Origin of the sequence: Candidatus Symbiopectobacterium sp. 'North America' (genome assembly GCF_015762685.1) — a bacterium.
Lineage (GTDB): Bacteria > Pseudomonadota > Gammaproteobacteria > Enterobacterales > Enterobacteriaceae > Symbiopectobacterium.
On the sequence record NZ_PEHF01000011.1, the window covers coordinates 47,988 to 60,699 of the forward strand.

The following is a 12,712-nucleotide window of genomic DNA, read 5'->3' on the forward strand; positions in this document are numbered from 1 at the left end:
TGACGAGTCGCCATACACCGTATAAGATATATACGGGGTAGTTTTTTAGGAGACCAGCTATGTTTGGCAACCTTGGCAAAGCGGGAAAGTATCTGGGACAGGCAGCGCGCATGCTGATTGGGATTCCGGACTATGAAACCTATGTTCAGCACATGCAGACCAACCATCCCGATCAACCACCGATGACCTACGAAGAGTTCTTCCGTGAGCGGCAACAGGCTCGCTACGGTGGTGATGGCAAAGGCGGCATGCGCTGCTGTTAACCTCGTCCAGCACAGGAAGAAAACGCATTATTATCAGGAGCCGCGATGACGCAGCCAATTCATGTCACCATTCTGTCCGGGTTTCTTGGGGCAGGAAAAACCACCCTACTCCGGCATATTCTCAATGCCGACCATGGTTATAAAATTGCCGTCATTGAGAATGAGTTCGGCGAAGTGCCGATAGATGATGCGCTGATTGGCGAACGTGCCAGCACCATTACCACGCTCAGTAACGGTTGTATCTGCTGCACCCGCGCCAATGAACTGGCGGATGCGCTGCTCGACCTGGTGGACGGTATCGATAAAGGCCCGCTGGATTTTGATCACGTCGTGATTGAGTGCACTGGCATGGCCGACCCCGTCCCGATCACCCAAACCTTTTCTCTAACAAGCTGATTTTAAAACGCTTTATTCTGGATGGCATCATCACGTTGGTGGATGCGGTGCACGCGCAGCAACAGCTCGATCAGTTCACTATCGCCCAATCGCAAATTGGTTACGCCGATCGCATCTTGCTGACCAAAACCGACGTGGCAGGTCAGGATGACGCGCTGCTACAGCGTTTACAGCATATCAACGCGCGCGCACCGATTTACACCGTGGTCAACGGCGAGATCGATCTTAGCCTGCTGTTCAACGTCGATGGCTTTATGCTTAACGACAAACTGACAGTAAAAGCGCCGCTGTTCCGTTTCGTGGCACCGCAGCAGAAACAACGTAGAGTCTATCGTGGTGGAACTGGATCACGCGGTGGATTTCGCAGCGCTGTCTGACGTAATGGAAGGCTTCTTGCTCAGTTACGCTGATAACCTGCTGCGTTACAAATGCATACTGGCCATCAACGGTGACGATCGTCGTCTGCTGTTTCAGGGCGTGCAGCGTCTGTACAGCGCGGATTGGGACAGAGAGTGGCTGCCAGACGAAAAGCGCGGCTGCATCATGGTCTTTATCGGGCAGGACTTGCCCGAGCAGGAAATCCGTGACGGTTTTGCCCATCTGATGTGACTTATCATCAACATTCGCCTCTCCACTGCTCGCGAGAGGCGGGGTGTTGAATACGCTAGGCCGCACTGGCCTCCTGCGCAGGTTCGTTATGCAACCGCTGACGCTGGCGCAGTGACGGGAACCATTTCATCCACAGTGCCACCACCAACAGCGTGCCAATGCCGCCGAGCACCGCTGCGGGCACCACACCCAACCACGCTGCCAGCAGACCGGATTCAAACTCGCCCAGTTGATTCGACGTATTAATAAAAATGGAATTGACCGCACTCACGCGACCGCGCATGTCGTCTGGGGTATCAAGCTGCACCAGCGAGCCACGAATCACCATGCTTACCATGTCAAATGCCCCGAGGGCAAACAGCGCCAGTAACGACAGCCACAGTTGAGTGGACAGCGCAAACACCTGCGCCGCGACACCAAAACCGGCCACGGAGGCGAACATAATCTTGCCTACGTTACGTTCCATCACATGCCGGGCGAGTCAAAAGCCCATCAGCAGTGCCCCAACGGCGGGCGCGCCGCGCAGCAGCCCCAGCCCCCACGGGCCGGTGTGCAGGATATCCTTGCCAAAGATGGGCAACAGCGCCGTCGCTCCGCCAAGCAATACGGCAAACAGATCGAGAGAAATCACGCCCAACACATCCGGTCTGGCACGGATAAAGCGCACTCCAGCAAACAGTGTGGCGAAACTGGCTGGAGCGCGCCGCACTGGCTCTTGCACATAGCGCAGTCGGCTGACCATCAACATGGAGATCAGATACAGCAGCGCGGCGGCGAGATACACCGTGCCTGCGCCCGCCACGTACAGCAGGCCGCCCAGCGCCGGGCCAACCATCATGGCGGCTTGTCCCGCCGCCGAGTTTGCCGCCATGGCGCGCGCCAGCATGTTGGGTCGCACCAACGCAGGCAGCATGGAAAGCAATGCCGGGGTTTCCAGGGTTTTGGCGATGGCGATGAGCAGCACCAGTCCAAGAATGGTTAACTCATCCGGCGGCTGGGTAAAAACCAGTATCGCCAACAGCCCGATGGCGAACCACTCCACGAACTGGCCGATTAACACGATACGTCGACGGTCAAACTGATCGGCGATATGCCCAGCGGGCAGAGCCAGCAGTACAGAAGGTAAAAACTGCGCCAGACCAATCAGGCCCAGATCGAACGCGCGGCCGGTGACAGAGTAGATTTGCCAGCTCACCACGATGTTAAGCATCTGAAAACCAAACATAGACGCGGTGCGGGCCAGCCAAAATGCAACGAAAGAACGTTGACGCAGCAGCGAGTCTGCGCCCGGTGAGGCAAACAAAGCCATGGTGAATCGCGGTGTTAATCCAATACGACTATTCCCCGTTGACGGGGTTTAGGGGGGAGTGACGTTATTTTTCTTACCATCCATGGCTTGGCGCAGGCAAGGTATTTTCGTGCTGGTCGAGCGCATTGCGCACGGTATGCGCTCGACCGGCACGATGATGGTTTAACGAGAATTCGCCAGCGCGGTGGTGCGTTTCACGGCCGCCAGCACGCTGCGCTGGAGTCCGGCAGCAAAATCGCTGTTGTTCAGTTCATACAAACCGTGCATACCTACACCAGCGGGCGAGTTATTGATATCCAGCAGTTGGCGTGGATGCTTTCCGCTCAGGCGCAGCATTTCCACTGCGCCTAGCAGATTTTCCTGCACCACTTTGGTTGCCAGCGGTCGCAGCAGCCCTGCCAACACGCCGGCATCGGTCAGCGATTCGATAAAGTAGTAAATATAGTTTGGCCCGGCCACTCCAAAACCGGTGAAGACATCGATCAAACGCTCTTCCAGATACAGCACTTTGCCGAACTCGGTGAAGAACCCATCGAGCTTTTCGGCCTGAGCATGTTGATTCAGCGTCACACCGCTATAGCCGTAGCCAGTGTCCGTCAGGGTATTCGGGATCACGTGGGCGATGGCGCGCGTTTCACCCAACAGTGCCGTCAACTGTGCCAGCGTAACACCGGCCACAATGGAGATAACCGTGCTGTGCGCTGAAGCAAGCTGGTTAATGCGCTGCGCCACGGCAGGAATATCATCCTGCGGGCGAACGGCAATCACCACCAGGTCTGCGTGTGCCAACGCGCTATCCGGCGTTTGAGCGGGCAGCGCATAGGTGTGAGTCAGGGTGGCGACGCGTTCGGCATCGATATCTTCAATGCTGAACTGCGCATCCGTCAGCGCCGGATTGACCCGTGCGGCGCGGATAATGGCTTCTGCCATTTGCCCCGCACCAATAAAATGAATGTGTGCCATAGCTTTTCTCTCGATCGAATGAACATCAGGCCGGTTTGGTGTCTTGCGACAGGCGCACTGACTTCGAGGTGCTGGCGCGCACTGCCTGATAAATGGCCGCGCGGAAGCCTTTGTCTTCCAATACCGCGACGCCTTCAATGGTGGTACCGCCGGGGGAGCAGACGTTGTCTTTCAACGCTCCGGGATGCAGCCCACTTTCCAGCACCAGCTTGGCGGAGCCCAACACGGTTTGTGCAGCAAACTGATACGCCTGTTTGCGCGTCAGGCCGCCGGCAACTGCGGCATCGGCCATCGCCTCAATCAGGATAAACACAAAGGCAGGGGCCGAACCGCCGACGCCCGTGACGGCGTGGATCAGGTATTCTGGCACTTGTTCGTAACGACCAATGCTGCCGATCAACGTGTTGACCTGTTCCAGCTATTCGGCGGTCACCTGTGCGTTGGGTGTCACGGAACAGATGGCTTCACGCACCAGCACCGGGGTGTTCGGCATGACGCGTACCACCTTGCGCTCCGCGCCTACCACGGTACCGATTGCCTCAAGCGAGATACCGGCGGCGATCGAAACCAGAACCTGATTGGGGTTAAGCAAATCGGCAATGTCGTGCAGCGCGCGATTCACCACATCCGGTTTCACTACCAGAAAAATAATATCTGCCTGAAGCGCCAGATCGGCATTGCTGGTTGCGGCAATAATTCCGTGTTGGCTGGCAAGCCCAGCGGTAATATCAGAAATGATGTCGTAAGCAATAATCTGTTGCGGTGAAACCACGTGGCTGGAAATTAACCCTAACAGAATGGAGCGGCCCATATTACCGCAGCCAATAAAACCAATTTTCTTATTCATGGTGCTGTTTTTTAATGTGATAATCATTTAATCGGATGCGTGAATATTAAACAAATTGATATTCGCCGCCGCCCAGAATCACCGACGTTCCTTTAACGGCGTCATTATCCGTGGCGATTTGCAATGCCGTTAGACGGTTCTCTTCACCCGGTTGGAAAGTAAGTTGTTGTTCACCAATATACAGGGTGGTCGGTGTGTGTTCACTGGCGGAGAACTGGAATAATCGTTGCCAATGCTGTGCCACCTGCTCTGGATGCTGCACCGTGAAGACCGCCGCCTGAAGGAGAGCCTGACCCACCGGATGCGGTCTGTCGATGTTGTTGGTACGCAGGAAATCGAGGCGGGCAGCGTCATTGGTTTTCCATTGCAGGACAAAGGGATAAGGCACACCCTGCAAATCACCGCTGATGGTGAAGATGCGCCACTCGATCAGATTACCCTGCTTGTCATGGCGTTTGCCCTCCACAATCGGCGACAGCGTTAACCCCTGCTCCAGCAATGCCTGATGGGTGGCATCAATATCGTCGCTGCGCAATGCCACGCGGTAGAGTACCTGTTGTTGCGGGAGCAGGCGTTTTGCATCCTGAGACAGCAGAAAATCTTGCGCCTGTTCCAGTTCCTGTGCATCACGAATGCTCAGGAATTCGAGGTAGGTCAGGCCAAAATAACTGAGCGCATTGTGGGTGCCCCAACCGGGGTGCGCGCCACCGGGAAAAGCAACCAACTGGTTATCGGTAAACGTAGCAATCGCGTCATCCAGATGGTTGACATAATGTACGGCATGATCCCAGCGTAATGTAGCCATTATTTTCTCACCAAATAAAAACAGTATTCGAGTATTAAAAAGAGATTAACTAGCGTTAGGTAGTGATTTTTTATCTTTGCTTTTCTGAAAAATGAATATAGCGATGCAAAAAATGATATATGCCAATTTCCTATTTCGATATGACGAAACACCATTTACGTAATAATTATTACTGACTTTATGCTCTGCGCTATTCTCCTATTAATTCGAGTGACGATTCATGAATATTACCCACAGACGCTTATTGCTTTCGACTGCCGCCGTGACGGCAACCCTGCCCTTTACGTCTTATTTATCTGCCGCGCAGGGAACGGGGGCGACGGCAGCGGGCACCCCGGTGAAAGGGGGTACGCTTAGCGTTCATTTGGCTTCTGAGCAACGTATTCTTAACTCGGCGCTGCGCGCATCGACCGGGGTATACATCGTCACCAGCAAGATTATTGAATCCCTGGTGGATCTGGATGCACTGGGCAACGTGGTGCCGCAGTTGGCAACCGGGTGGCAAACCTCGCCGGACGGCAAACGCATCACCTTTACGCTGCGGCAGGGCGTTAAATGGCATGACGGCAAGCCGTTCACCGCCAGCGACGTGCAGTACAATGCGCTGGAATTGTGGAAAAAACACCTGAACTACGGCACCGCCGTGCAACAGTATCTGGAAACCGTAGACGCGCCGGATGACCACACCGTGGTGTTCAACTATTCACGCCCGATGCCGATTGGCTTGGTGCTGCGCGCCTTGGCGGATCTCGGTTATGTGGTGCCACGCACGTGTACGAAAACACCAACGTGCTGGAGAACCCGGCCAACACGGCGCCTATCGGCACCGGCCCGTTCAAGTTTATGCAGTACGAACGCGGCTCCGGTAAATCGACGCTGACGCGCTACATCGTGCGGTTATATCAGCCGGATTCCGGCGAAATTCACTTTGACGGACACGATCTGGCCCGACTGAAATCTCGCGCGCTGCGTGAACAGAGTCGGGATATTCAGATGGTGTTTCAGGACCCGTTTGCCTCACTGAACCCGCGCCAAACGGTGGGCGAGATCGCTGCCAAAGGACTGCTGATTCGCGGTGTGCCGCGCGCACTGGCGGTGGAACCGAAGATCCTGGTGGCCGATGAACCAGTATCGGCGTTAGATGTCTCTGTGCAAGCGCAGGTGCTGGCGCTGCTAGCGAATTTACGGCAACACCTGGGCTTGTCGCTGATTTTTATCACCCACGATCTGCGCGTGGCAGCGCAAGTGTGCGATCGCATTATCGTGATGAAATTCGGCAAGATTGTGGAGCAAGGGCCGACCTATCAGGTGTATCAGCAGCCGCAGCATGCCTATACCCGGCAACTGTTGGAGGCGATTCCGGGGCGTGAGTGGCAGGTGTCGGCGGCTTGATAGTCATAATACCCATGCGCTGAGATGAATAACCGGATCTGATCAGCGGGTGACTCGGTGATATAGTAAACACAGACAGTCACTTAGCAGTGATAAATTTGCATGCACTCACATCCGTTACGCCACATCGTTGAATCCTGTGATGTGGCAATCTCCAAGAGAGATTTTGACTCACTGATGGATAACTATTCTGAAGACGCCGCTCTGGTGGTGAAGCCAGGCATGATCGTTAAAGGAAAATAGAATATCAGGAAAGCCTTTATTGCCATCTCTGATTACTTTCAGGATCAACTTGTCGTGAAACAAGGAGAGATGCAGGTGATTGAAGGTGGCGGAAATGCGCTGGTTATTATGGAAACATTGCTTCGTTTCCCCGACGGACAAGGCGGTACGCTAGAGACAACGCGTCGTGCTACCTATGTCTTTCGCCAGGAAAGCGATAACCGTTGGCTGTGCACCATCGACAACTTTTACGGTACCGATCTATTGAATGCGGAAATCGTCTAAAGCGGTTGCTTGAATCACTACTGGTAGTACCGCTGCTTTCGTATCCCGGTATTGCCGAAAGATAATGCATCAGGCAATGACGCCTGACGCATATCTGAATGGCTTATCACGCTTTGTTTTGCAGCGCGCTGACGACAGCCTCGCCCAGTGCTTTCGCATATGCCGGATTTTGCCCAGTGATCAGTCGCCCATCAACGACCACTTTATTTTCAAAAATAGGGGCTTCCTCGAAAATCGCACCATCCTTTTTCAACGCCGCTTCAAGCCCAAACGGAACAATCTTGTCATAGTGACGAGACGCCTCTTCTTCAGCGGTAAACCCGGTAATATGACGACCCTTGATTAATAGGTCACCATTGCTGAGTTTCACATTGAGCAACCCGGCCGGGCCGTGACAGACTGCGCTGATAATTTTTTTGCTTTCATACAGGGTTTTTACCAGGTTAATTAACTGGCGATTATTCACAAAATCCCACATTGGGCCATGCCCGCCGACAAGCAGGATCGCGGCGTATTTTTCAGGCTCAACGTTATCAAGTGAGAGGGTGTTGGCTAACTTGTTACGGTGTTCTGCACTGGTCCAGAAATCAAGCGTCGCCCGATCTTTCAGATCGAATCCATCAAAAGGCGGTAGCCCACCTTTGGGGCTGGCAATATCGTAATCCACCTCAGCTTTATCAAAGACTTCAACCGGGTGCGTTAATTCCGGAAACCAAAATCCCCCCACCAGTGACGGTGTTTTTTTATCGAGACTTGATACCACAATAAGCACCTTATCCGCCTTCTGATGACTTTGCGCAAAAGCGAAGGATTACGTTACAAGTAGGAATAGGGCGGCGCTAACGCTTGCGCAGAATTTGGACATCGACATAGCAAACCTCTTCAGTAAGTGGGGTATGGCTGACTCTATCTGAAAGGAAGGGGGGTAAAAAGACGGTACAAAAAGGACATGGTGTTTAAAAAAACGATGTAATCTTTTCTCGTTACGATGGATAAATTAGGTAATCTACAGTGAATCGACAACGGTACGGTTAGAGGGTTATATGAGAAAGACCGACAGCTTTGACGGCCTGGCGGAATTCCTGGCCATCGCAAAGCGACTCAGTGTGCGTAAAGCCGCTCTCGATTTAGGGATGACGCCGGGGGCCGTGAGCCTGGCTCTCCAGCAGTTGGAACAGCGTCTTGGTGTGCTGCTTTTCCATCGTACCACACGCAAGATGTCGCTCACCGAGCCCGGTCAGCAGTTGCTTGAACGAATACAACCCGCTGCACAAGCGATTACCTCCAGTTTTGAGGATATCGCGCAATCATCACAAAAGCCCTCAGGGACGTTGAAACTGATTGTTGAACGCCTTGCCATTCCTCATGTGATAGAACCCCTGTTACTCGCCTTCCGTCAGGCATGGCCAAACCTGAATATTGATATTACGGTGAGCAATCGCCACGAAAATTTTATTTCAGAGGGTTATGATGCCGGTATTATGATCGGTTCGTATATTGAACAAGATATGATTGCGATACGGCTTTCTCCGCCGTTTAAGTGGGCCGTTTTTGGATCGCCTGAGTATTTCAGTAAGCATGGAAAACCAAACGTCATCAGCGATTTGGCGCTGCATGAATGTATTCGCTTTCGCCGCCCTGAAAAAGGGGATATCTACCTCTGGGAGTTTATCAATAATAAAGAGCTTATAAGAATTGAGCCAACGGGATTAATTACTGTCAATGACGGTGAGTTGATGCGCAGCCTCGCCGTTAAGGGCATGGGGTTAATCTATTCATCGACGTTTCATACCTCACACGAACTGGCAAACGGCACGCTTGAAGCTGCGCCTCTCGACTTTTCCCCCGGACATGACGGTCTCTTCCTCTATTTTTCGAAGGCCTCAAGAAATCAACCTAAATTGCGTGCTTTTATCGACGTATGTTCAAAAATAATAAAAAACTGAATGACCACATAGCCCGATAGCAACGTTACGGTAGTCACTGCAACGATGCGGCGAAGAACCTTGTTATGATATTTTGGATGCTTCATAACCCATCACCTGTGTGTGAATGTTCAGCCATGATACACAAATTGGTTAACGGCGTTAACTAGTTTGTGTATCATCTGCCATAGTCATTCAAGGCTGGCCACATCTATGAAAAAAAATGAAGTACGTCAGTTCCGTGCAGCCTTGCGCGAAATGGTCAGAGAGCTGGGTATGCTCAGCCGTAAAAGCAGCGGAACGGAGTTATCCCCCCTTCAGAGTCACATTCTGATTGAATTGAACAGTAAACCTTTCGGCGCAACCGAGCTGGCTACAAGACTCTGCGTTGAAAAGGCCAGCATGAGCCGTGCGCTTCGAAGCCTGATGGAGACAGGGTATCTGCTGAGGGAACATGACGATCAGGATGGTAGAGCGTCAACCTTCCGGTTGAGCGAAACCGGAAAGCAGCGGCTCTTATTTCTGGAAGAGAATGCTGACCGGTTCACTGAGGAAGCCCTTGCTTCATCCGCAGAGGAAGAGGTCGCGGAATTTTTGGAAACTATCACGCGATTATCTGGCAGCTTGCGCAATGCTCGCTGCCAGCGTGAAGCCGGAATGCGATTCCGGCCCATTGAGGCCAGAGACAATGCGGCTATCGCTGCGATCATCCGCAATAGCTTTCGGGAAAATAAAATAGATCATCTAGAGGGGGTCAGCCTCCACGATCCCGAGCTTGGGCGGTTAAGCGAGGTGTATAGCCAGCCCGGCACCGGATACTGGGTTGCGGAGGCTAACGGCGACATTGTCGGAGGCGCTGGAATCGCTCCGCTTGCCGGTGAGGAAGGGACGTGTGAAATGCAGAAGCTCTATTTTAGCAGTGACGTTAAAGGCATGGGGATGGGCAGGCGTATGATTGCCTTTATCATTGAGCAGGCCGCTGACATGGGGTACCGCGCCTGCTATCTCGAAACTCTCGACGAACTGAAGGATGCCGTTCGACTCTATGAAGCTTTCGGGTTTCGTCATCTCCCAGAAAGGCTGGGCAATACCGGCCATAACAGCTGCTGCATCTGCATGCTGAGGACGCTGTGACCGGGCAACATATCTGCTATAGGCTGCGGGATGAGGCGAACTGATTCCGCGCTGTATCGCCCATTAAGGTCATGGACGTGACTCGGTTTAAGCCAGAAGTGGCAGAGCCCACATGTAATGTATGTGGGACAGACCGTAAGGTTCTGGGCAATTCAGAATGCGTCAGAAAAACATCCGGGCGGCACAGTAAACCAGCAACAAGGCCAGCACCAGATTGACCACCTGACCATGCCTGCGGAAAAGCGACTTAAACAGATGCCCCGCCAGCGCCCAGACCAAATTTCCCACACAGCCAATCACCGCCAAAAGGATGCTGACCGCCGTTACCCAAAAAATATCCTGTGTATAGGGTAAAACGAATGCAGACAAGGCGGTGATACCGTAAAGAATGATCTTAACGTTGGCAAATTGCAGCCAAAAACTGAGCGGGTGCCCGCTGCCGTTTGATGTGGTTGGCGAACGGGAAGCAATACGCCATGCCAGCCAGAGGATATATCCCGCACCGATCCAAACCAGCCATCCGGTTAATGAAGGAAGAAGGCTAATCAGCGTAAAGGTAAACGCGCCGCAGGCAAGCATAAGCACCAGAAACCCCGCGCTCATGCCCATCAAAACGCGAATACTACGGCGCAGGCCATACTGATTTACCGAGCTAAGTGCCAGAATATTGTTGGGGCCGGGGGTCAATGCGGTAATCAATGTGTAGGTTAAAAACCCACTGATAATGGTTGATGTCACTTGTGTTCTCCTTAGTCCTGCCGCATATTATCCGCCCAGAAACATTCAAAAAAGCGAATTTTTTCAATATCATATTTTCAATATTTCGATATGTTTGGGGGCCGTATGGATCTGCGTCGCTTCATTACCTTCAAAACGGTTGTTGAGGAAGGCTCTTTTGCACAAGCCGCCCGGAAACTGTGCTGTACCCAATCGACCATTACTTTTCAGATCCAGCAGTTAGAACAGTAACTGGCGTACCCGGTTTTTGAGAAAGCGGGTCGCCGTATGGTATTAACACCTGCTGGGAAATTACTGCTGCCAAGGGGGAGGGAACTGACGCGTGTATTGGACGGGATCCGTCAGATATCTTCCCGTGAGGAAGATATCGCCGGGGATTTGCGGATCATGTAGGGGAAACGCTTCTGGCCTATAAAATGCCGGACGTTCTCAGGTTATTCAGGGAAAAAGCGCCAAAAGTTCGTCTGTCGCTTAAGTCGGTCAACTGCTATGTCATTCGTGATTCTCTGCTGGCTGACCATACGGATCTGGGCGTTTTTTATCGCGTCGGGAATGATGATGCGCTGCACATGGAATACTTCGGGCAGCAGGAACTGGTGCTTGTTGCATCCCCGCAGCTTCAGCACGTCGATTTTACGCAAAGGGAGCAGCATATTCCGGTCAGTTTCATTATCAATGAGCCTCAGTGTGTGTTCAGACAAATTTTTGAGTCTGCGCTTCGCGAGAGAAAGATAACGTTTGAGAGCACCATTGAACTCTGGAGCATTGAGAGCATAAAGCAATGTGTGGCCAGCAATCTGGGGATTTCGTTTTGCCACGTTTCAGTGTGTTGCGGGAACTGGCTTCGGGCGAGTTGCAGGAGCTGCCATTTTCCGAGACTCCGCCATCGATTACTGCGCTTTGTGCATATCATGCAGGCAGAACGGTGAGCCCCGCGATGAACATGTTCATTGACTGCATGCACCAGTGTCTGGATTAAAAGATCGGCCTCAACCGTCAATAAGTAATGAGAAAATAATGATAATTCCGCATTCACCTGTTGTGATTATGCGGGAACGATCAGCTGCAACAGGGGATAACGCTCCATCCACCGTTTTGCAACGACGCGTTGCCTGAAAATATCTAACTTTTCATGCTCAAAAGGCGGCGTCGGTCGCAGACGCAGTTCAAACAGATCATCGAGCCCATAGGGCGCAAGAATCTCAATAATATTGTTATCTCCCACTCTGGCTGCGACAGCCGTTGCGGTCTCAGGCCAATACAGCAGCGCATTTTCTGTTGAGTGATAGGGGTCATTACCGTTACGTTGATGCATTCTGGCTTGATTCTTCACTGACCAGTTGAACTCAGGCGTTTGTTGACCCAGTTTCTCTTCCAGGTCGCGATCGTAAGCCGGATCATCGCGTTCGGCATCGAACCAGACAACATCCACATCACCAGAGACCGGCCTTTGCCCATATCCGTGCCGGTGATCCCACACTGCATCCCGCACCGATCCAGCCATCACGCAGTGTTAACGCCCGCGCGGCGTACAGAGCCTTCATTCTTATTGGGTCGTTTAATAATAATCGTTGCAATACCTCCTGATACTTCATCATTTTCTCTGTCGTGACCTCATTGTTATCTTAGCGTGGAACCCATCAATCCGACCTTTTGGTGCCAAGAGTGGACGTATCTTGCATCATAGGGTGTAAATCAGCAAAAAATAATTCATCTCATACAGTGGTTGTTTTGAGCTGCTCGTCTATTTATACTGTTTTATATGGGTCTTCCCCGATCATGGTGGGAGACTCATAACCCCATGTTTAACCTGCCGTAATGGAA

Annotated in this window: 10 protein-coding genes and 6 pseudogenes; 9 read left to right on the top strand and 7 right to left on the bottom strand. The window is 52.3% G+C overall.

The genetic code is table 11. The features are described from left to right. Nucleotides 1-59 precede the first annotated feature (59 nt). Together CS369_RS02455 and yjiA are read left to right on the top strand one after the other, a co-directional pair. Nucleotides 60-263, top strand: coding sequence for a YbdD/YjiX family protein (locus CS369_RS02455; protein WP_195313178.1), 204 nt, complete (start codon nucleotides 60-62; stop codon nucleotides 261-263). A 45-nt stretch (nucleotides 264-308) separates the two neighbouring features. Beyond that, nucleotides 309-1,268, top strand: a pseudogene (yjiA, locus tag CS369_RS02460) (GTPase). A gap of 55 nt (nucleotides 1,269-1,323) precedes the next feature. Here yjiA and CS369_RS02465 read toward each other — a convergent pair. The 4 genes and pseudogenes from CS369_RS02465 to CS369_RS02480 form a co-directional block, all read right to left on the bottom strand. Next, nucleotides 1,324-2,577 (bottom strand): annotated as a pseudogene (locus CS369_RS02465) (MFS transporter). 162 nt (nucleotides 2,578-2,739) lie between these two features. Further along, entirely contained in the window at nucleotides 2,740-3,540 is an 801-nt protein-coding gene (locus CS369_RS02470) for a pyrroline-5-carboxylate reductase (RefSeq protein ID WP_196905856.1), read from the bottom strand. A gap of 25 nt (nucleotides 3,541-3,565) precedes the next feature. Next, nucleotides 3,566-4,387 (bottom strand): annotated as a pseudogene (gene proC / locus CS369_RS02475) (pyrroline-5-carboxylate reductase). Between the two features lie 46 nt (nucleotides 4,388-4,433). Beyond that, nucleotides 4,434-5,192, bottom strand: coding sequence for a VOC family protein (locus CS369_RS02480; protein WP_196905857.1), 759 nt, complete (start codon nucleotides 5,190-5,192; stop codon nucleotides 4,434-4,436). Nucleotides 5,193-5,412: 220 nt separating this feature from the next. On the opposite strand from CS369_RS02480, the gene CS369_RS24375 reads away from it, so the two are divergent. From CS369_RS24375 to CS369_RS02495, 3 genes and pseudogenes are all read left to right on the top strand, one after another. Beyond that, nucleotides 5,413-6,072: an ABC transporter substrate-binding protein gene (locus CS369_RS24375; protein WP_196905858.1), complete on the top strand. Its 660-nt coding sequence runs from the start codon at nucleotides 5,413-5,415 to the stop codon at nucleotides 6,070-6,072. Next, complete coding sequence (locus CS369_RS02490) at nucleotides 6,036-6,584, top strand: ABC transporter ATP-binding protein (protein WP_196905859.1); 549 nt, start codon at nucleotides 6,036-6,038, stop codon at nucleotides 6,582-6,584. The genes CS369_RS24375 and CS369_RS02490 overlap by 37 nt, the downstream gene beginning before the upstream one ends. Nucleotides 6,585-6,686: 102 nt before the next feature. Next, nucleotides 6,687-7,091: pseudogene (locus CS369_RS02495) on the top strand (nuclear transport factor 2 family protein). Between the two features lie 106 nt (nucleotides 7,092-7,197). Here the strand turns inward: CS369_RS02495 and CS369_RS02500 are convergent. Continuing rightward, a complete protein-coding gene (locus CS369_RS02500; RefSeq protein WP_244664727.1) occupies nucleotides 7,198-7,863 on the bottom strand; it encodes a type 1 glutamine amidotransferase domain-containing protein in 666 nt (221 codons plus the stop codon). Between the two features lie 271 nt (nucleotides 7,864-8,134). On the opposite strand from CS369_RS02500, the gene CS369_RS02505 reads away from it, so the two are divergent. Next, nucleotides 8,135-9,037 (top strand): LysR family transcriptional regulator, encoded by a 903-nt coding sequence (locus CS369_RS02505; RefSeq protein WP_196905860.1) that lies wholly within the window; start codon nucleotides 8,135-8,137, stop codon nucleotides 9,035-9,037. A 192-nt stretch (nucleotides 9,038-9,229) separates the two neighbouring features. After that, nucleotides 9,230-10,150, top strand: coding sequence for a helix-turn-helix domain-containing GNAT family N-acetyltransferase (locus tag CS369_RS02510; protein ID WP_196905861.1), 921 nt, complete (start codon nucleotides 9,230-9,232; stop codon nucleotides 10,148-10,150). Nucleotides 10,151-10,312: 162 nt separating this feature from the next. Here the strand turns inward: CS369_RS02510 and eamB are convergent, their stop codons facing one another. Next, complete coding sequence (gene eamB, locus CS369_RS02515; RefSeq protein ID WP_196905862.1) at nucleotides 10,313-10,888, bottom strand: cysteine/O-acetylserine transporter; 576 nt, start codon at nucleotides 10,886-10,888, stop codon at nucleotides 10,313-10,315. Nucleotides 10,889-10,993: 105 nt separating this feature from the next. Here eamB and CS369_RS25010 point away from each other — a divergent pair, with 105 nt between their 5' ends. Together CS369_RS25010 and CS369_RS25015 are read left to right on the top strand one after the other, a co-directional pair. Further along, entirely contained in the window at nucleotides 10,994-11,119 is a 126-nt protein-coding gene (locus CS369_RS25010; protein WP_374191018.1) for a LysR family transcriptional regulator, read from the top strand. 185 nt (nucleotides 11,120-11,304) lie between these two features. Continuing rightward, nucleotides 11,305-11,867: pseudogene (locus tag CS369_RS25015) on the top strand (substrate-binding domain-containing protein). 66 nt (nucleotides 11,868-11,933) lie between these two features. On the opposite strand, the pseudogene CS369_RS02525 reads toward CS369_RS25015, so the two are convergent. Then, nucleotides 11,934-12,483, bottom strand: a pseudogene (locus CS369_RS02525) (nucleotidyltransferase family protein). Nucleotides 12,484-12,712: the final 229 nt, after the last annotated feature.